The organism is Klebsiella sp. 141240, assembly GCF_050600805.1.
GTDB lineage: Bacteria > Pseudomonadota > Gammaproteobacteria > Enterobacterales > Enterobacteriaceae > Klebsiella > Klebsiella aerogenes.
This window is the reverse complement of the sequence record NZ_JAQIRK010000005.1, coordinates 228,365-247,947: the sequence shown is the minus strand read 5'-3', so window position 1 is coordinate 247,947 and position 19,583 is coordinate 228,365. Positions and strand designations below refer to the sequence as shown.

At 53.1% G+C, this 19,583-nt stretch carries 18 protein-coding genes, 2 pseudogenes and 1 riboswitch; of the genes and pseudogenes, 12 read left to right on the top strand and 8 right to left on the bottom strand.

Features of this window, described 5'->3' with window-relative positions; genetic code table 11:
* The first annotated feature begins 45 nt into the window (after window positions 1-45).
* The 4 genes and pseudogenes from PGQ95_RS12030 (at window position 46) to htpX (ending at window position 4,511) form a co-directional block, all read left to right on the top strand.
* Window positions 46-559: pseudogene (locus PGQ95_RS12030) on the top strand (GAF domain-containing protein).
* A gap of 81 nt (window positions 560-640) precedes the next feature.
* Window positions 641-1,324 carry an RNA chaperone ProQ gene (proQ, locus tag PGQ95_RS12025; protein WP_015366026.1) on the top strand — a complete coding sequence of 228 codons (684 nt, stop codon included), beginning with the start codon at window positions 641-643 and terminating at the stop codon, window positions 1,322-1,324.
* Between the two features lie 19 nt (window positions 1,325-1,343).
* Complete coding sequence (prc, locus tag PGQ95_RS12020) at window positions 1,344-3,392, top strand: carboxy terminal-processing peptidase (RefSeq protein WP_087860559.1); 2,049 nt, start codon at window positions 1,344-1,346, stop codon at window positions 3,390-3,392.
* Between the two features lie 234 nt (window positions 3,393-3,626).
* Window positions 3,627-4,511 carry a protease HtpX gene (htpX, locus tag PGQ95_RS12015; RefSeq protein WP_087860560.1) on the top strand — a complete coding sequence of 295 codons (885 nt, stop codon included), beginning with the start codon at window positions 3,627-3,629 and terminating at the stop codon, window positions 4,509-4,511.
* 70 nt (window positions 4,512-4,581) lie between these two features.
* Here the strand turns inward: htpX and PGQ95_RS12010 are convergent, their stop codons facing one another.
* Entirely contained in the window at window positions 4,582-5,952 is a 1,371-nt protein-coding gene (locus PGQ95_RS12010; protein ID WP_087860561.1) for an MFS transporter, read from the bottom strand.
* Between the two features lie 177 nt (window positions 5,953-6,129).
* Here PGQ95_RS12010 and kdgR point away from each other — a divergent pair, with 177 nt between their 5' ends.
* Complete coding sequence (kdgR, locus tag PGQ95_RS12005; protein ID WP_113373580.1) at window positions 6,130-6,921, top strand: DNA-binding transcriptional regulator KdgR; 792 nt, start codon at window positions 6,130-6,132, stop codon at window positions 6,919-6,921.
* A 43-nt stretch (window positions 6,922-6,964) separates the two neighbouring features.
* Here the strand turns inward: kdgR and PGQ95_RS12000 are convergent, their stop codons facing one another.
* Window positions 6,965-7,204, bottom strand: a complete 240-nt coding sequence (locus PGQ95_RS12000) for a YobH family protein (protein WP_015705933.1) — start codon at window positions 7,202-7,204, stop codon at window positions 6,965-6,967.
* Window positions 7,205-7,363: 159 nt separating this feature from the next.
* On the opposite strand from PGQ95_RS12000, the gene mgrB reads away from it, so the two are divergent.
* From mgrB to rlmA, 6 genes and pseudogenes are all read left to right on the top strand, one after another.
* A complete protein-coding gene (gene mgrB / locus PGQ95_RS11995; RefSeq protein WP_015366032.1) occupies window positions 7,364-7,507 on the top strand; it encodes a PhoP/PhoQ regulator MgrB in 144 nt (47 codons plus the stop codon).
* A gap of 74 nt (window positions 7,508-7,581) precedes the next feature.
* Entirely contained in the window at window positions 7,582-7,872 is a 291-nt protein-coding gene (locus tag PGQ95_RS11990) for a YebO family protein (RefSeq protein WP_087860564.1), read from the top strand.
* A 640-nt stretch (window positions 7,873-8,512) separates the two neighbouring features.
* Window positions 8,513-8,657, top strand: a pseudogene (locus tag PGQ95_RS11985) (DUF2627 domain-containing protein).
* Between the two features lie 12 nt (window positions 8,658-8,669).
* Window positions 8,670-8,879, top strand: coding sequence for a transcription antiterminator/RNA stability regulator CspE (gene cspE, locus PGQ95_RS11980; RefSeq protein ID WP_001062678.1), 210 nt, complete (start codon window positions 8,670-8,672; stop codon window positions 8,877-8,879).
* A 190-nt stretch (window positions 8,880-9,069) separates the two neighbouring features.
* A complete protein-coding gene (gene ftsI / locus PGQ95_RS11975) occupies window positions 9,070-10,815 on the top strand; it encodes a peptidoglycan glycosyltransferase FtsI (protein WP_213316883.1) in 1,746 nt (581 codons plus the stop codon).
* A gap of 61 nt (window positions 10,816-10,876) precedes the next feature.
* Window positions 10,877-11,671 carry a 23S rRNA (guanine(745)-N(1))-methyltransferase gene (gene rlmA, locus PGQ95_RS11970; RefSeq protein ID WP_430918218.1) on the top strand — a complete coding sequence of 265 codons (795 nt, stop codon included), beginning with the start codon at window positions 10,877-10,879 and terminating at the stop codon, window positions 11,669-11,671.
* A gap of 3 nt (window positions 11,672-11,674) precedes the next feature.
* Here rlmA and mntP read toward each other — a convergent pair whose 3' ends face one another.
* From mntP to manX, 5 genes are all read right to left on the bottom strand, one after another.
* The gene (gene mntP / locus PGQ95_RS11965) at window positions 11,675-12,241 is read right to left on the bottom strand and encodes a manganese efflux pump MntP (RefSeq protein WP_015366036.1); all 567 of its coding nucleotides are present in this window, start codon (window positions 12,239-12,241) and stop codon (window positions 11,675-11,677) included.
* 61 nt (window positions 12,242-12,302) lie between these two features.
* A riboswitch (yybP-ykoY riboswitch) is annotated at window positions 12,303-12,452 on the bottom strand.
* Window positions 12,453-12,651: 199 nt separating this feature from the next.
* Complete coding sequence (locus tag PGQ95_RS11960) at window positions 12,652-13,110, bottom strand: DUF986 family protein (protein WP_015366037.1); 459 nt, start codon at window positions 13,108-13,110, stop codon at window positions 12,652-12,654.
* A gap of 96 nt (window positions 13,111-13,206) precedes the next feature.
* Window positions 13,207-14,058, bottom strand: coding sequence for a PTS mannose transporter subunit IID (locus tag PGQ95_RS11955; RefSeq protein ID WP_015366038.1), 852 nt, complete (start codon window positions 14,056-14,058; stop codon window positions 13,207-13,209).
* Window positions 14,059-14,070: 12 nt separating this feature from the next.
* A complete protein-coding gene (locus tag PGQ95_RS11950; RefSeq protein ID WP_015366039.1) occupies window positions 14,071-14,871 on the bottom strand; it encodes a PTS mannose/fructose/sorbose transporter subunit IIC in 801 nt (266 codons plus the stop codon).
* Between the two features lie 55 nt (window positions 14,872-14,926).
* Complete coding sequence (manX, locus tag PGQ95_RS11945) at window positions 14,927-15,892, bottom strand: PTS mannose transporter subunit IIAB (protein ID WP_430918216.1); 966 nt, start codon at window positions 15,890-15,892, stop codon at window positions 14,927-14,929.
* A gap of 445 nt (window positions 15,893-16,337) precedes the next feature.
* Here manX and yoaE point away from each other — a divergent pair, with 445 nt between their 5' ends.
* Complete coding sequence (yoaE, locus tag PGQ95_RS11940) at window positions 16,338-17,897, top strand: CNNM family cation transport protein YoaE (protein ID WP_045390395.1); 1,560 nt, start codon at window positions 16,338-16,340, stop codon at window positions 17,895-17,897.
* 16 nt (window positions 17,898-17,913) lie between these two features.
* On the opposite strand, the gene PGQ95_RS11935 is transcribed toward yoaE, so the two are convergent.
* Window positions 17,914-19,509, bottom strand: a complete 1,596-nt coding sequence (locus PGQ95_RS11935) for an EAL domain-containing protein (protein WP_308958432.1) — start codon at window positions 19,507-19,509, stop codon at window positions 17,914-17,916.
* Window positions 19,510-19,583 lie beyond the last annotated feature (74 nt).

The following is a 19,583-nucleotide window of genomic DNA, read 5'->3' as shown; positions in this document are numbered from 1 at the left end:
TAGGCATCTGCAGATGAGATAGTAAGACAACTAAGTGATTAAAAAATGAACAAAACAGAATTCTACGCGGATCTGAACCGCGATTTTCAGGCGCTTATGGCAGGCGAAACCAGTTTTTTGGCAATGATCTCAAATACCAGCGCGTTGTTGTTTGAACGGCTGGAAGAGGTCAACTGGGCCGGGTTTTATCTCCTGGAAGGCGACACGCTGGTGCTGGGGCCGTTCCAGGGTAAGCTGGCCTGTGTACGTATTCCGGTCGGTCGCGGCGTTTGTGGTTCCGCCGTGGCGCAGAACCGCGTCCAGCGCGTGGAAGATGTCCATGCGTTTGACGGCCATATTGCCTGTGACGCCGCCAGCAATTCGGAAATCGTCTTTCCGTTGCAGGTAAACAATCAGATTATTGGCGTACTGGATATCGATAGCACGGCGTATTCCCGCTTCACCGCAGAAGACGAACAGGGGCTTGCAGAGCTGGTCTCGCGCCTTGAAACGCTGATTGCGGCGACCGATTATCAAAAAATCTTTGCCCACGTCGCAGGATAATCAACGGATAACGTAGCATTTAGCGATGACGTCATTATAATGACGCCTGTTCATGCCTGCGGCTTGTTGGCTACGTCCGTTGTAATCAGGAAATTTCATGGAAAATCAACCTAAGTTGAATAGCAGTAAAGAAGTAATCGCATTTCTGGCCGAACGTTTTCCTCAGTGTTTCAGCGCTGAAGGCGAAGCGCGCCCCCTGAAAATCGGTATTTTTCAGGATCTTGTAGAGCGAGTTGGCGGAGAGATGAATCTCAGCAAAACCCAACTGCGCGCTGCCTTACGTCTTTATACTTCGAGCTGGCGTTATCTGTACGGCGTGAAAGCGGGAGCGATTCGCGTCGATCTCGACGGCAACCCGTGCGGCGAACTGGAAGAGCAACACGTTGCTCACGCCCGTCAGCAGCTCGAAGAAGCCAAAGCTCGCGTTCAGGCGCAGCGCGCCAGCCAGCAGGCTAAGAAGCGCGAAGCCGCTGCCGCGGCAGGCCAGCAGGAAGAAGGGGCACGTCGCGAGCGTAAACCGCGTCCTCAGCCGCAGGCTCGCCGTAAAGAAGGTAGTGAACAGCGTAAGCCGCGTCCTGCAGCTGCCAAAGCACCGCGTGAAGAGCAACGCCTTACCCCGGTGTCTGACGTCTCTGTATTAAGCGTCGGTCAGGCTCTGAAGGTGAAAGCAGGCAACAACGCAATGGACGCCACCGTTGTGGAAATCACCAAAGATGGCGTTCGTGTACAGCTGACTTCTGGTATGTCAATGATTGTACGCGCAGAACACCTGGTGTTCTGAAACGGAGGCCGGGCCAGGCATGAACAAACTTTTTAAGCTCACCGCGCTTGCGGGCCTGCTAGCAATAGCAGGCCATGCCTTCGCCGTGGACGATATCACCCGAGTCGATCAAATTCCCGTGCTGAAAGAAGAGCCGCAGCACGCGACGGTAAGTGAGCGCGTTACCTCGCGCTTTACCCGTTCCCATTATCGGCAGTTTGATCTCGATAACGCCTTTTCGGCAAAGATTTTCGACCGCTATCTGAATCTGCTGGATTACAGCCATAACGTGCTGCTGGCCAGCGATGTTTCTCAGTATGCGGCGCAAAAAAATAAAATCGGCGACGAACTGCGCAGCGGTAAACTGGACGTTTTCTACGACCTGTATAACCTCGCGCAGAAGCGTCGCTTTGAGCGTTACCAGTACGCCTTAAAGGTACTGGATCGTCCGATGAATTTTACCGGCAACGACAACTTCAACCTCGATCGCAGCAAAGCGCCGTGGCCGAAGGATGAAGCCGAGCTTAACGCGCTTTGGGACGCCAAGGTGAAGTTCGATGAACTGAGCCTGAAGCTGGCGGGTAAAGACGATAAAGAAATTCGTGAAACCCTGACCAGGCGTTACAAGTTTGCGATTCGTCGCCTGGCCCAAACCAACAGCGAAGACGTCTTCTCGCTGGCGATGACCGCTTTCGCGCGCGAAATCGACCCGCATACCAACTATCTCTCCCCGCGTAACACCGAACAGTTCAATACTGAAATGAGCCTGTCTCTGGAAGGTATTGGCGCGGTGCTGCAGATGGACGACGACTACACGGTGATCAATTCACTGGTTGCCGGCGGTCCGGCGGCGAAGAGCAAAGCGATTAGCGTTGGCGACCGTATCGTCGGCGTCGGTCAGCCGGGTAAGAGCATGGTTGATGTTATCGGCTGGCGGCTGGATGATGTTGTCGCGCTGATCAAAGGACCGAAGGGCAGCAAAGTTCGCCTGGAAGTTCTGCCGGCTGGCAAAGGGGCAAAAACCCGTATTGTTACTCTGACCCGCGAGCGTATTCGTCTTGAAGACCGCGCGGTTAAGATGTCGGTTAAAACCGTCGGTAAAGAAAAAGTCGGCGTGCTGGATATCCCGGGGTTCTACGTTGGTCTGACTGATGATGTCAAAGTGCAACTGCAGAAGCTGGAAAAACAGAATGTCAGCAGTATCGTCATCGATCTGCGCAGTAACGGCGGTGGGGCGCTGACGGAGGCGGTTTCGCTCTCCGGTCTGTTTATCCCATCCGGCCCGGTGGTGCAGGTGCGTGATAACAACGGTAAGGTCCGCGAAGATAGCGATACCGACGGTGTGGTTTACTATAAAGGCCCGCTGGTGGTCTTAGTCGATCGCTTCAGCGCCTCGGCATCGGAAATTTTTGCCGCCGCGATGCAGGACTATGGCCGTGCGCTGATCGTCGGCGAGCAGACCTTTGGTAAAGGTACCGTTCAGCAGTATCGTTCGCTTAATCGTATCTACGATCAAATGCTGCGCCCGGAATGGCCGGCGTTAGGTTCCGTGCAGTACACCATCCAGAAGTTCTACCGCATTAACGGCGGCAGCACTCAGCGTAAAGGGGTTACTCCGGACATCATGATGCCAACCGGTAAAGAAGATCGCGATACCGGCGAGCAGTATGAAGATAACGCGCTGCCGTGGGATAGTATCGATCCGGCGACCTACGTGAAGTCGGGCGATATGAAACCGTTCGAACCAGAACTGCTTAAGCGCCATGAAGACCGTATCGCGAAAGATCCGGAATTCCAGTACATCATTAAAGATATTGCACGCTTTAACGCCATGAAAGACAAGCGCAATATCGTTTCTCTGAACTACGCGCAGCGTGAGAAAGAGAATGAAGAAGATGATGCGATTCGTCTGGCGCGGGTGAACGATCGCCTGAAACGCGAAGGCAAGCCGCTGCTCAAAAAGATTGACGATCTGCCGAAGGATTATCAGGAACCGGATCCATATCTTGATGAGACCGTGCATATTGCGATTGACCTGGCGCAACAGGAAAAAGCGCAGCCTCCGGTAGAGCCGCCGGTAAGCAAATAACTCCTCAACGGGCACAAGTGATTGTGCCCGTTTCTTTTTCTCTCTTCATCTGCCCTTCGACTTTATTCAACAAAAATGTCAACACTCTCATAGGGTGTCAGCGATATGCTACAAAATGTAAAGTTGTGTCTTTCTCGTGACTTAGCAGGGCCTGATAGTTGAAAATTAGCATCTGACCCATACGATATGGGTATCGCATAGTGCGTTTTGTTAAATCGAGGTAAAAAGAATATTATGATGCGAATCGCGCTTTTCCTGCTGACTAACCTGGCAGTCATGGTGGTGTTTGGCCTGGTGCTTAGCCTGACGGGGATCCAGTCGAGCAGCATGACCGGCCTGCTGATCATGGCGCTGCTGTTTGGTTTCGGCGGCTCGATCGTTTCGCTGCTGATGTCGAAATGGATGGCGCTGAAGTCGGTTGGTGGGGAAGTTATCGAACAGCCGCGTAACGAAACTGAACGTTGGCTGATGAGTACCGTCGCGCAGCAGGCGCAGCAGGCGGGCATCGGCATGCCGCAGGTGGCGATTTATCACGCCCCGGACATTAACGCCTTCGCCACCGGCGCGCGCCGCGACGCTTCTCTGGTCGCCGTGAGCACCGGCTTGCTTCAGAATATGAGCCGTGACGAAGCGGAAGCCGTTATCGCGCACGAAATCAGCCATATTGCCAATGGCGACATGGTCACCATGACGCTGATTCAGGGGGTAGTGAACACCTTCGTTATCTTTATCTCCCGCGTTATCGCGCAGATTGCGGCTGGTTTCCTCGGCGGTAATCGTGAAGATGAAGGCGAAAGCAGCAATGGTAACCCGCTTATCTACTTTGCGGTCGCAACCGTACTGGAACTGGTGTTCGGTATTCTCGCCAGCATCATTACCATGTGGTTCTCGCGCTACCGTGAATTCCACGCCGATGCTGGTTCCGCCAAATTGGTCGGTCGTGAGAAAATGATTGCTGCCTTGCAGCGCTTGAAAACCAGCTATGAACCGCAGGAAGCCAGCAGCATGATGGCGTTCTGTATCAACGGTAAAGCGAAGTCGATGAGCGAACTGTTCATGACCCATCCGCCGTTGGACAAACGCATTGAAGCGCTGCGTAGCGGAGAATATCTGAAATAATCTGGCGTACAAACGCTGAAAATAAAAATCCGCAGCTTTCGGGCTGCGGATTTTTTTTGGCCGCGCGCTATCAGGCGGCGCGCGGTTGAGTTACGCGTAGCCCGCTGATGGCGGCGGCAATGACCGCCAGGGAGCCGGCCAGCAGAAGCGCGGTGTGGGTGCCGCTATCGCCTGCCAGGTTAAACAGCAGGGCGACCAGCGCGGCGCCGCTACTTTGTCCCAGTAACCGTGCGGTCCCCAACATGCCGCTGGCGCCGCCGCTGCGATGGCCTGGCGCGGAGGAGACAATGGTATGGTTGTTTGGTGACTGAAACAGCCCGAAGCCTGCGCCGCACAGCGCCATCCGCCAGATAATATCGAGGTCGGAAGGGGAAGAGGGTAATAGCGCAAGACCAAACAGGCCACAGGCCATGATCAGCAGCCCCATTGCCCCCAGTAGCCCGGCATGAACTTTCTCTATCAAGTAACCCGCCAGAGGGGCCATCACCATGGTCGCCAATGGCCACGGCGTTAACAGCAGCCCGGTCTCTACTTCACTGCGTCCGATAACGGTTTGCAGGAAAAAAGGCAGGGAGACCATCGCCAGCATCTGAGCGCAAAAAGAACAGATCGAGGTACAGATAGAGAGCGAAAAGATCGGAATTCGCAGTAAATCAACCGGTAACAGTGGTACCGGCATGCGCAACTGCCGGCGCACAAAGAAGAAGCCGATAATCAGCATGGCGATGACTTCCGCGAGCACCAGATAACCGGATTGCCCCTGGGCAAAGCCGCCGAGCGCCGTGATGAGCAGCCCGAAGGTGAGGGCGTTCATTATCGCGCTCGGCAGATCGAAACGGGTAATTTTGCTGGCAGTGCTGTTGGGTGGCAAAAAACGCATGGCGAGGAAGATAGAAATAATCCCCAGCGGTACGTTGATTAAAAACAGCCATTGCCAGGAAGCAAGCGAAAGAATAGCGGCGGCAATGGTTGGCCCCGCGGCGGAGGAGACGGCAACGACGAAAGAGTTGATGCCCATTCCGCGACCTAGTTGTCTCTTCGGATAGATAAGGCGAATCAGCGCCGTGTTGACGCTCATCAGCGCCGCGCCGCCTAAACCTTGAGCCACTCGCGCCAGCGTCAACATTTCAAGGCTTCGGGAGAGTGCGCAAATCAGCGAGGTGATAGTGAATACCACCAGACCGATTTTATAGATGCGCCGATAGCCAACCATATCGCCAAGAAACGATAGTGGTAGCAGGGCGATGACGATGGCTATTTGGTAGGCGTTGACTATCCAGATTGACGATGCCGGCGAGGCATTAAGGTCGGTGGCAATCGTCGGTAGGGCGACGTTGGCGATAGCGCCGTCGAGTACGGCCATCGTCAGGCCTAACACAATCGTCAGAATGGCGCCGTAGCGCTGCGGTACCGGCAGGCCATCCAAAATTTTTTTATCCATGTGAAGTTTAAGTCTTAGAGGAAACTATTTTCTGATTAATGATTTTAGCATTGATTATTCAACCATAAGTCGCAGATTTGTAACCAACTCGCAGAACAACGATTGCGACGGTCATAATGTGAATTTATAATAAAAAACAGTTCTGAATTTTATAAAACAGTTACGATGAGGTGAACAATGGCAGCTGCTGATATGGATAAACAGCCAGATTCTGTCTCTTCAGTATTAAAAGTTTTTGGCATCCTGCAGGCTTTGGGCGAAGAGCGTGAGATTGGTATCACCGAATTGTCACAGCGTGTGATGATGTCTAAAAGCACGGTGTATCGTTTTTTACAGACGATGAAGTCACTGGGCTATGTTGCACAGGAAGGCGAGTCTGAGAAATATTCTTTAACGTTGAAGTTATTCGAGCTTGGCGCGCGGGCGTTGCAGAACGTTGACCTGATCCGCAGCGCGGATATCCAGATGCGTGAAATTTCTCGCCTGACCAAAGAGACGATTCACCTCGGCGCGCTGGATGAAGACAGCATCGTTTATATCCACAAAATTGATTCCATGTATAACCTGCGGATGTATTCGCGTATCGGCCGACGTAATCCGCTGTATAGCACCGCCATTGGCAAAGTGCTGCTGGCGTGGCGCGACCGGGCGGAAGTCGAGCAAATCATGGAAGGAGTGGAGTACAAACGTAGCACCGAGCGCACCATTACTGATACCAGCGAGCTGTTGAAAGTGCTGGACCAGGTGCGCGAACAGGGCTATGGCGAAGACAATGAGGAGCAGGAAGAAGGATTACGCTGTATTGCGGTGCCGGTCTTCGACCGCTTCGGCGTGGTAATTGCCGGCTTGAGTATTTCCTTCCCGACGCTACGCTTCTCTGAAGAACGTTTGCACGAGTATGTGGCGATGCTGCATGCCGCCGCGCGTAAGATTTCCGAGCAGATGGGTTTTAACAATTATCCGTTCTGATAGTCAGAGAGAGCTACAGCGCGATGCTGTAGCTCCAGTTGTTTTAACCCTGATCGATAACCTTGACGCTTTTACGCAGAATCGGGCAGTTGGTAATACCGATAATACCGCTATCAGAGTGAACATATTGTGCGGTGGTGATGCCTTGCGCCGTCAGGTATTTGCACTGTAGTCCCAACCCGCCAGCATTCTGATTGCTGCCAATTAACACGCCATAACCGCTTAATAATACGCCAATCCAGACGATTGCTAGTATGACAATAGAGCGAATGATCAATCGCATTGTTGCCTCGTTATTTGTATGATCCTGACGTTTATTCTGGCATGAACATTATTTGATACAAGTCTATGATTCCTAAACTCGCCTTTCGTATTACAGTTAGCCGCGGTTTAAGAAGGCCATGTTATCCTGGCCACATCTGATTATGGTACGGAGAGTGGAGTGAAAAAATTACGCTGGGTTTTGCTGATCGTTGTCATAGCGGGTTGTTTACTGCTGTGGACTCAGATGCTTAACGTAATGTGCGATCAGGATGTACAATTTTTCAGCGGTATTTGCGCTATTAACAAGTTCATCCCCTGGTAAGACATTTTTGTGCCGACGGATTTTCTTCTGCCGCGTGGGTGGTAGAATGAACGCCTTCTCTTTGAGGTGGTGAAATGAGTGAGTTACTGAATCCTGGGATTGTAAGTCTGGCGTCTCTGGCGCTTTCCGTTGTACTGCTGCTTGTAGGGCTGCTGCTGTGGTTCTTTGTGAATCGTGCCAGTTCACGTAGCAATGAGCAAATTGAACTGCTGCAGTCGCTGCTTGATCAACAAAAGCGGCAGAACGCGCTGCTGCGCCGTCTCTGTGAAGCCAATGAGCCGGAGAAAGAAGAGGTTGTTGAACCTTCAGCGGCTGAGAAGGAGAAAAACGACGACGATTTCATTCGTCTCGTTGCTGAACGTTAAGTTGATGAACAGGTGTGCACATCCTGTGCGCGCCTGTGAGTGTCATAAAATTTTGCTATAACTTATTCTTATGTAATCTCTTATTCCACGCCAAACCGTTTCCGTTTAATAGATTAAACATCTACGCTCTATTTCACATATTGAATAATCTTTTGAGCTAATCAAAAAAAGTAATAACGAAACGTTTCTATTGCCTGATGGCAATACTTTGTCATTAATGTTTCATTATTAACGTCTATTTTAGCGAATATTTGTGTCGTCATGAGTTAGCGCTTTAATTAACCCTATGACAGGGATAGTTAAGGCGATTTCCTCTTGTTCTTCAGAGTCATTTGCGCATCATTATGCACATTACGCCGCAACGCCCCCTTAAATATGGCAGTTCGTATACGTACGTACCTGGACGAACAGAAGTTGTTGAGCTATGGTAAAAAAGTTGCATTTATCAGGCATACGTTATTGTTTGTTTGGTGACAATGCAATGATAAGCCAGGCGCGGCAAAGACGCATAAATGTGCAGGCGATCAAATGATTTCCTGATAATTTGTGCGAACGATCGTGACACGTTTAAAAATGGCTTGCCATTATTTACGTTGTGTGTGATAACACGTTTCGGGTTAAACGAGGTACAGTTCTGTTTATGTGTGGCATTTTCAGTAAAGAAGTCCTGAGTAAACACGTTGTCGTTGAATACCGCTTCTCTGCCGAACCTTATATTAGTGCCTCATGCAGTTATGTGTCAGTTTTATCTATGTAAGCACCTGCGGGTGAAGAAAACAGTTTAAGGAATTTTGCAAATGGCAAAGATTAAAGGTCAAGTTAAGTGGTTCAACGAGTCTAAAGGTTTTGGCTTCATTACTCCGGCTGATGGCAGCAAAGACGTGTTCGTACACTTCTCTGCAATCCAGGGTAACGGCTTCAAAACTCTGGCTGAAGGCCAGAACGTTGAGTTCGAAATTCAGGACGGCCAGAAAGGTCCGGCTGCAGTTAACGTAACTGCTATCTGATTCAAGACCACTCATCTTGTAAGAAAGCCTCGCTATAGCGGGGCTTTTTAGCATCTGTTGCAAAGTATTTCCAATTTTTCCCCTCCGACGCGCTTTGTTGCAAAACATCACCCTTATTAGCACTGTTTAGCAGTCTGTTTTGCCAATTTTCTGTTAAATCAGGTGGTTGCAAAATAATGCTGGAGCTACGGTGCAAAAGAATAAAAGTAAGTCGGTCACAAATTTTCTCCCTATCCGTTTTGGGTTGCTGTGTGTGGCGATTTTGGGATGTCTTGGATTTCTGCTGGCGAGGGTAGGTTGGCTGCAAATCGTCTCTCCGGATAATCTGGTTAAACAAGAGGATATGCGTTCGCTGCGTGAAGAACCCATCGCCGTGATGCGCGGAACTATTAGCGATCGTGAAGGACGCCCGCTGGCGGTGAGCGTGCCGGTAAGCGCTATCTGGATAGATCCGCAGACCATGCTGGAAAAGGGCGGCGTCGGCTATGGCCCGCGCTGGCAGGCAATGGCGGAAGCGTTGCATATCGATCTTATTGAACTCTCTCATCGGGTGCAGTCGCATCCGCACGCTCGCTTTCTTTATCTGGCGCGCCAGGTGAATCCGGAACAGGCCGACTGGATCGATAAATTGCACCTGCCGGGCGTTTATTTGCGCGATGAGTCCCGCCGTTTCTATCCCGCCGGGCACGTCGCGGCGAACCTGCTGGGCTTTACCAATGTAGATAATCAGGGCATCGAAGGGGTTGAGAAAAGCTTTAACAAACAGCTAATGGGAACGCCCGGGCGCCGGCTGGTGCGTAAAGACCGTCACGGCCATGTGATTGAGAATATCACCGAGCAGGCCGCCGTTCCGGCGCATAATCTGCAGCTTAGTATTGACGAGCGCCTGCAAACGGTCACGGAGGATGCGCTGGATAATGCCGTGCGTTGGAACAAGGCGGAATCAGGCGCGGCGGTGTTGATCAAGATTGATACCGGCGAAATCCTGTCGATGGCCAGCTACCCGGATTTTAACCCTAATAACCGCGACAGCGCCCAGCTCGATGATTTTCGAAATCGCGCTATCAGCGATACCTTTGAGCCGGGTTCAACGGTCAAACCGCTGGTGATTATGACCGCGTTACAGCAGGGTATCGTGCAGCCGGATAGCGTAGTCGATACCCATCCCTTTACGCTTGATGGCCATCGCATTCGCGATGTGGGTTATTATCCCGAGCTGACGCTCACCGGTATTCTGCAAAAATCGAGCGATACCGGAGTTTCGCACCTCTCGCTGGCGATGCCGGTGCAGCATCTGATTGACACTTACAAGGCCTTTGGCTTTGGCGACCCGACCGGGCTTGGCTTGACCGGTGAAAGCTCCGGGCTGATGCCGCATCGCCGCTATTGGGGCGAGCTGGATCGTGCCACCTTCGCCTTTGGCTATGGACTGATGGTTACGCCGCTACAGCTGGCGCATGTCTATGCGACGATCGGCGGTTACGGTATTGAGCGCCCGCTGTCGATAACTCGTATCGATCCGCCGGTTATCGGGACGCGAGTTATGCCGCAAGAGATCGTACATGAGGTTGAACATATGATGGAGAGCGTGGCGTTACCGGGGGGCGGCGGGACAAAAGCGGCGGTACGTGATTATCGTATCGCGGTAAAAACGGGTACGGCGAAGAAAATTGGCCCTGACGGTAAATACATCGATAAATACGTCGCCTATACCGCCGGGGTGGCGCCGGCCAGTCAGCCGAAGTATGCCTTGGTGGTGGTGATAAACGATCCCAGTAACGGCAAATACTACGGCGGGGCGGTATCTGCCCCGGTATTCAGTCAGATTATGGGCGACGTACTGCGTCTGGAAAACGTGATGCCCGACGGTATGCCGCAAGGCTCTGAGAATCTTATCGTCATGCATAACCGCGAGGATCTGCCTCCCGCGTTGTAACAGTGGTCTGCGAGGGCGAATAGCGCTACACTTTCGCCCTTTCAGCGCCACCGGAGTTATCATGTCTTACACCTGCCCACTATGCCACGCGCCGCTTAGCCGCAGCGCAAATAGCTATATTTGCCCGCAGCGGCACCAGTTCGATCTGGCAAAGGAAGGGTATGTCAATTTACTGCCGGTGCAGTTCAAACGTTCACGCGATCCGGGCGATAGCGCTGAGATGATGCAGGCGCGCCGCGCTTTCCTCGATGGCGGATATTATCAACCGCTGCGCGAGGCGATTTGCGGCTATCTGCGGACTTTCGCCCCGGGCGAGCTGCTGGATATCGGCTGCGGAGAGGGATACTACACGCATGCTTTCGCCGCCGTTGCCGCACGCAGTTTCGGCCTCGATGTCTCAAAATCGGCGATCCGCGCCGCCGCAAAACGTTACCCACAGGTCGAATTCTGCGTGGCTTCCAGCCAACGGTTGCCTTTTGCCGATCAATCTCTGGATGCCGTCGTGCGTATTTATGCGCCCTGTAACGCCGATGAACTGGCGCGTGTAGTAAAGGCAGGCGGTTGGGTGATTACCGCCACCCCTGGGCCGCGCCATCTGATGGAACTGAAAGGGCTAATCTACGATGAAGTTCGTCTGCATGAACAGAACCGGGAAGCGATGCCGGGCTTTACGCTGCGTCATGAGCAGCAGTTAGCTTATCCGATGCAGTTGAGCGGCGCGCAGGCGGAAGCATTACTACAGATGACGCCGTTTGCATGGCGAGCGAAACCGGAAGTCAGGGAGTCGTTACGCCAGCAGGAAATCTTTGGCTGCCAGACCGATTTCATGATTCACTGCTGGCAGCGCGAGGGGTAAGGGCTACGGCGCGAAATGGCCCCACAGAATCTGCGCGCCGATACCGATTAGCACGATACCGCCAAGAATTTCGGCCCGTTTGCCGAGCAGCGGGCCGATAAAGCGGCCAACCATAATTCCCAGCGTTGACATGGTAAAGGTGGCGCAGCCGATAGCCAGCGCGGTGGCGATAATATTGACCTGCAGGAAAGCAAGCCCCACGCCAACGGCCATCGCGTCAAGACTGGTAGCGAATGCGGTGGTCACCAGCAGCCAGAAGCCGTGGCGACGCGGCGCTTCACATTCATCGTCATCGCCGCCGCGAAAACCTTCAATGACCATACGCCCGCCGAGAAACACCAGCAGCACGAACGCGATCCAGTGGTTCCATTCCAGCACAAACTGGCTGGCCAACATGCCCAGGCCCCAGCCGACCAGCGGCGTCAGGGTTTCGATCGCGCCGAATATAAGACCGGTGCGTAGCGCTTCGGAGAACTTAGGTTTATGCAGGGTGGCGCCTTTACCGATAGAAGCGGCAAACGCGTCCATCGACATACCAAAGGCAAGAAGGATAGTGGCAGAAATATTCATGAGCGTGTCCTGACCGGGGAATATCCATATGACACATCGCTGCCCCCAGTAAATATACGCGGAGCTTGAGCATAACGTACAGCAGTGATGTATCTATGGTCTCGCCTGATTGAACGACCGCTCAACCCGTACGTGCCACGTTTTGCAACGAGTATGTTGACACGTACATTTTCCACCTGCGGAAAATCGGCTACTCCCCAACGACGGGCGCAACCTTAACATATTTTTAGAAGATAAAACAATCACAGAAAAATAATATTAACAACAATAAATGATAACGATTTTCATTTAAAATATTAAGTGAAGGATTGGTTAAATAATATAACGGGGTGAGGGGAGTAAATATAGCCATGGCTATATATTCCGACAGCGATGAATGGCGGAAATATAGCGCAGGCTATATCTGTAACTCATTGACTGGTAACGAGTAGTTTGTATATTTTTTCCAGGTCGTCGATATTTCGTACGCGGATAAGCAGGCGCCGCTGCTCTAATTGCATCACCAGTACGCCGTCTTCCGACAAATTCATTGCTTTAATGCGCGGATATTCAATCCACACGTTGGCAAAGAAAAAACCGCTCTTTTTGAACAGAATTCGCGGCGTACGGATCCAGAACAGATATAACCCCATTAATGCCAGCGCAGATAATAACCAGGTGGTGATTATTTCGCCGTGGCTGGCAATATTGTTGTAGATGAGAATCGCCGTCAGGCCGACGAAAATCATCCCGTCGACGCGTCCACGACGCAGCAGGGGGATTGACAGCAGGGTGGGGCCATTGCGGCGCGGCATGATGAATTGGTCGTAGATAGCGAAAGCCACCAGGGCGACGATAAACAGAATGAGCACCAGCTCCGTGATTGCCATTGATCCTCCAGGCAGCGTGGACCTGCGTACAGGTACACGTTTTTACGCTAAAAAAAAAGCCGGGGACAAAACTGCCCCCGGCCTACTACGTGACGATTATTGACCCAGCAGGCCGACCGCATAGCCGGCGATACCGATGACGAAGAAGCCAACGATGATCCACAGCGGGTTGACTTTCTTACGCAGCAGCCACATACAAGCGAAGGTCAGCAGCAGCGGCACCAGTCCCGGCATCAGCTGGTCAAGGATGGTCTGCACGGTGGTCACACGAGTCTGGCCATCCTGACCGGTGATAGTGGAAACCACCAGGGGAATATTGACATGCGTCCATTTGTTAACCAGGGCCCCCATGACAAACAGGCCGAGGATTGATGCCCCCTCGGTCAGTTTCTGCAGGAATCCGCCGCCCATATCCTTAACGATGTCCACGCCTTTCCGATAGCCGTATGCTACGCCGTAGTAGCGGGTCAGCAGACGCACGGCATTGAACAGGATGAAGAACAGTAGCGGACCAAGCAGGCTACCGCTCATCGCGATACCGGCGCCGAGCGCGGCGAATACCGGACGCACGGTACCCCAGAAGATCGGGTCGCCGACGCCTGCCAGCGGCCCCATCAAACCGACTTTGATACCGTTGATCGCGCCATCGTCGATTTCCGCGCCGTTAGCACGCTGTTCTTCCATCGCCAGCGTTACGCCGAGTACCGGCGCCGCGACGTATGGATGGGTGTTGAAGAACTCAAGGTGACGCTTAATAGCCTGCTTACGCGCATCGTTGTTCTCCGGGTACAGGCGACGGATTGCCGGAACCATAGAGAAGCAGAAGCCCAGCGCCTGCATACGTTCGAAGTTCCATGAACCCTGGAACAGGTTAGAACGAATGAACACGCCACGAATATCACTCTGAGTGAGTTTTTTCTCGGTGGTATTTTTAGTCATATCAACCATTTCGCTCACCTGTTAGTCCAGTTCGTTATCGAGATCGTTGTTACCAGCCGCCTGAGCCGGGGCACCCGCTACGCGGTTATATTTCGGGCTCAGCTGAATGTAGAGAATGGCCATGACGGCACCAATCACACCCAGCGCAACCAGGTTGAAATTGGTGAAGGCCGCGGTGACGAAACCGAGATAGAAGAACGGCATCAGGTAGCCCGCGCGCATCATGTTGATGACCATCGCGTAACCGACGACGACGATCATGCCGCCTGCGATATTCAGACCGCCAGTCACCACTTCCGGAATGGCGTTCAGCAGACCCTGAACTTCGCTGGTGCCGACAGAGATGGCTACGATAACCGCCGGGATGGCGATACGCATCGCCTGCAGGAACAGCGAGGAAACGTGCAGCCAGGAGATGGCCGTCAGGTTACCGTTTTCAGCGGCTTTATCCGCCGCGTGCTGGAAGGCAACGGTAATGGTACGAACGATAATGGTCAGAACCTGGCCTGCCGCCGCCAGCGGGATAGCCAGCGCGATACCGGCGCCAATGCTTTGGTGACCGGCGATAACCAGTACGGTAGAAATAATGGATGCCAGCGCGGCATCAGGCGCAACCGCCGCACCGATGTTCATCCAGCCGAGGGCGATCATTTCCAGCGTACCGCCGATGATGATACCGGTTTTCATGTCACCGAGAACGGCGCCAATTAACGTACAGGCGACCAGAGGACGGTGGAACTGAAATTCATCAAGTACCGACTCCATACCCGCAATACACGCGACGATGAACACCAGCACAATCTGAAGAAGGGTAATCTCCATTGTACTTCTCCTGTTGATTAAGTCTTAAAGTGAAGGTTGGCTCGCGAGCGCCGGGTTAATTACCCACCTTGGCGATCAAATCCATCATTTTCAGTTTCTGGTCGGTGGAAACTTTACGCGCTTCCAGTTCAATACCGCGGGCATTCAACTTCTTGAATGCTTCGATATCTGTCGCATCGACCGAAATAGCGTTATTGACCTGCGTTTTACCCTGGCGGAAAGCCATACCGCCGATGTTGACGCTGGTAATTTTCACGCCGCCTTCAACAATACGTTCCACGTCGGTTGGGTTAGTGAACAGCAGCATGACGCGCTCGCCGGCGTATTTCGGGTTGTTGTAGACGCGAATCATCTTCGCGACATCAACAACGTGAGCGGTCACGCCCGGAGGAGCCACCTGGGTCAGCAGCGTTTTGCGCACCGTGTCGGCGGCAACTTCATCGCTGACCACGATAATGCGGGTGACGTTAGTCTCTTTGGTCCAGCGGGTCGCAACCTGGCCGTGGATAAGACGGTCATCGATACGCGCCAGGCCAATCACCATGTAATCATTTGGACCCATCGGTTTAGCGGGCGTTGCCGCTTTCGGCGCGGCAGCCTGAACCGGCGCCGCTTTTTCAACCGGTTTGGCTTTCAGCGCTTTCACGCCTTCGCTACCGGTTTCCACCGCCAGCGCCACCAGCTCATCAAACGACGGATCGTCATCGCGGGCCATAAAGGTTTCGACCAGCATCGGGACGTTGACGCCAGCGATCACTTCATAGTTTTCTTTATCAACAACAATGCGGCTTGCCGCGTTAAATGGACTACCGCCACACGTATCGACGAGGAACAGCACGCCTTTTGTGGTATCCAGTTTTGCCAGCTGTGCATTGTACTTTTCGATCAGCGTTTCGGCATTTTCACCGGGAACGAAATCGATCCAGCCAACGTTTTCCTGCTCGCCCAACAGCATTTCTGCGGTTTTCAGCAGTTGTTCTGCAGCCCAACCATGTGTGCCTATTACAATAGCAATCGTCACTTGCTACCTCCGTTATTATGGTGAATGCATCATCTGGTCTGATACATCCTGAATCACTCTTGTGGAAAAATCGATTCAGTAAGGGTGTAAGATCTAAATTAATTACTACCGCGAATTATTTTAGATAGTGAAAAAATAATTAATGTGATGGAGCTCCGTAAATTACGCTTCGATAATCAATAATTTCGCAGCGCAAAAAATAGCCTTAGCTATTGCAAAGACAGGTAAATTTTTGCCAATTCTGCGCTATATTTTGCTATGTTTAGCTTCCGTTTAATTACTCAGGAGTATAGGGCATAGCCCGCCGTATGGACCGTCATCGACGTCTTTTCACCTTCAGGCACTTGTTTGCCGCCTCTACCTCACACGCTTTTTTACCAGCAACTATTGTTTCGCCGGTGCATGACATCGCGATGACTACCGCTGTCGTTAACGGGAGCCGCTCATGGAATTCTTAATGGATCCCACCATCTGGGCTGGCCTGCTGACGCTGGTAGTCCTCGAAATTGTCCTGGGTATCGATAACCTGGTCTTTATAGCGATTCTTGCCGATAAACTGCCGCCAAAACAGCGTGATAAGGCGCGTATCATCGGCCTGTCGCTGGCGCTGATTATGCGTCTGGGGCTGCTCTCGGTTATCTCGTGGATGGTCACGTTGACCAAGCCTTTGATAAGCATAGGCGATTTTTCGTTCTCCGGGCGCGATCTGATCATGCTGGTCGGCGGTATCTTCCTGCTATTCAAGGCGACGACAGAGCTTCATGAACGACTGGAAAACCGCCAGCATGATGCCGGTCACGGCAAAGGCTATGCCAGCTTCTGGGTCGTCGTGCTACAAATTGTGGTGCTGGATGCCGTCTTCTCGCTTGATGCGGTGATTACCGCCGTCGGCATGGTGAACCATTTGCCGGTGATGATGGCTGCGGTCGTTATTGCGATGATCCTGATGCTGCTGGCCTCGAAGCCGTTAACCCGCTTCGTGAACCAACATCCGACGGTTGTCGTGCTGTGTCTGAGCTTCCTGCTGATGATTGGTCTGAGTCTGGTGGCTGAAGGCTTTGGCTTCCATATTCCGAAGGGCTACCTGTACGCGGCAATCGGCTTCTCGATTACCATTGAATTCTTTAACCAGGTGGCGCGGCGTAACTTTATCCGCCACCAGTCGACGTTGCCGCTGCGCGCGCGTACCGCTGATGCGATTCTGCGCCTGATGGGCGGTCGCAAACAGGCGGCTGTCGCGCACGATAGCGATAGCCCGGCGGCAGTGCCGGTGCCGGAAGGCGCGTTTGCTGAAGAAGAACGCTATATGATTAACGGCGTGCTGACCCTGGCGCAGCGCTCATTGCGCAGCATCATGACCCCGCGAGGCGAAATTAGCTGGGTGGATGCTGAGCAGAGCGAAGAAGAAATTCGTCGCCAACTGCTTTCGTCTCCGCACAGCATGTTCCCGGTTTGCCGCGGCGAGCTTGATGAAATCATCGGTATCGTACGCGCCAAAGAGATGCTGGTGGCGCTGGAAGCGGGCGAGAACGTTGCCGCAATGGCTTCCGCTTCTCCGGCGATTGTGGTGCCGGAAACGCTGGACCCGATCAACCTGCTGGGCGTGCTGCGCCGGGCGCGCGGTAGCTTTGTCATCGTCACCAACGAATTTGGCGTGGTGCAGGGGCTGGTGACGCCGCTGGACGTCCTGGAAGCGATCGCCGGTGAGTTCCCGGATGCCGATGAAACGCCGGAAATTGTGCTGGATGGCGAGGGTTGGCTCATCAAAGGTTCAACCGACCTCCATGCGCTACAGCAGGCGCTGGGGCTGGACGACCTGGTCAACGAAGACGATGATATCGCGACCGTTGCCGGGTTGGTTATCTCCGCGAACGGTCATATCCCGCGGGTAGGCGATGTTGTCGAACTGCCGCCGCTGCAGTTCACCATCGTTGAAGCGAATGATTACCGCGTCGATCTGGTACGGGTTATTAAAACCGTCCACGATAACGACGAAGAAGAGTAATGCCGAACCCGCCGGGCTAAACCTGGCCGGCGGGTTGTTTTTTACTCCCAGTCGCCGCCAGACGGTGCTTCTCTTCCGCCAGCCAGCGCGGAAAATCCTCTACCGGTAACGGGCGGGCATAATAATATCCCTGTAGTAAATCCACGCCGTGGCTGCGCATGTAAATCTTCTGCTCCTGAGTTTCCACCCCTTCGGCAATGGTGACGATTTTGAGCCGGTGCGCCAGGGCGATAATCATATCGGTCACCGTCGCGTTGACGCCGTCAATACCAATGGCGCCGGTATAAGATTTATCAATTTTCAGTACATCCGGGCGGAGTTTTTCCAGCCAGGACAAAGAACTGTTGCCGGTGCCGAAGTCATCAATGGCCAGCTGGACGCCTTTAAAATGCAGGTGCTCCGCCATGTGATGATCGCCCTCACGCAGGACATCGCGTTCAGTCAGCTCGACCACCAACTGCTGTACCGGATTAGCGCTGAACCAATAGGTGTGCAGATCGCGCAGCAGCTCGCCGTTGCTGAAATGACGCGCCGCCACGTTAATACCAATATGAAAATTGGCATCCTGCGGGAAATAATGCAGCCGACGGGCGGTTTCAGCGATGACGTAGCGGGTGAGGGGGACTATCAGGTTGTAGCCTTCAGCAATAGGGATAAAAACATCCGGCGAGATATTTCCGCGGCGCGGATTGTTCCAGCGCAGCAAAATTTCCACGCCGCAACATTCCTGAGTACGTAAATCCTGCAGCGGCTGGCACCATACCTCGAACTCGTGGGCGGCGATACCCAGGGTTATTTCGCGCGAGAAAGTCATTCGTCCTGCGGTCGTCAGCCAGGCGATACCGGTCATCAACAGGCTGAACATCAGCGCCAGCGGTAATTCAGCGGGCAGCTCTTCTAAGGCCACCGCGGAGGCTCCTGGGCCGCTGATGTTGATGGTAAAGGGGAACTGGCTGGAACTTTGCCGGTAAATTATCGGCAGACCCGGCAACTGATGACTTTCGACGACGCCGACATCGCTGAGAAAACTCTTGTTGCCGACCGTGAGGCTGATGTCGCTTATGAGCGATGATTTTTCTTTGAGAATCAATTCGCCAAGCAGCTCGATATTGATAATTAACAACGCGCCGTCGGCGCCGCTCACGGTGGAGGGATACCACTGGATCAGTACCGGCGTGCCTTTGAGCAGCGAGTTATCGGTTGAAAAGGCCAGCAGCGGCTTTACCGTCGGCAGCGTGGGCTGTAGCTGATGAATGGCCACATGGCGCGGGCCAAAAATGCTGGAGCAGTAGGCCATCCCGGACTGAACAAGGATGATTGAGCGTACGGTCTGCAGAGTGGCCGCGGTTTTACGCAGCTCAAGATGCACATCCTGACAGGGTTTGCCGACCATACTCAGCAGGGTAGCGTGTTTTGCCGCCAGCGGCTGCAGGATATTGTCCATCGCGATCACCATATTGCGGGTCACCGTCTGGATGCGCTGTTGATTTTGGCTACGCTGTGAAATAAATCGGATTGTCAGGGTGACGGCAAGCGTCAGAAATGCAACGGCCAGGCACACCAGAATGCGCTTGCGGCGGTACGTCGAAATGACCTTCTGTGCATTTTGCATGCGAGGCGCCCTGTCGGCTAAATAGAGGAATAAGAGTAACAGCCGGCTTAAAGCAAGTGTAGTGGGTAAGATAA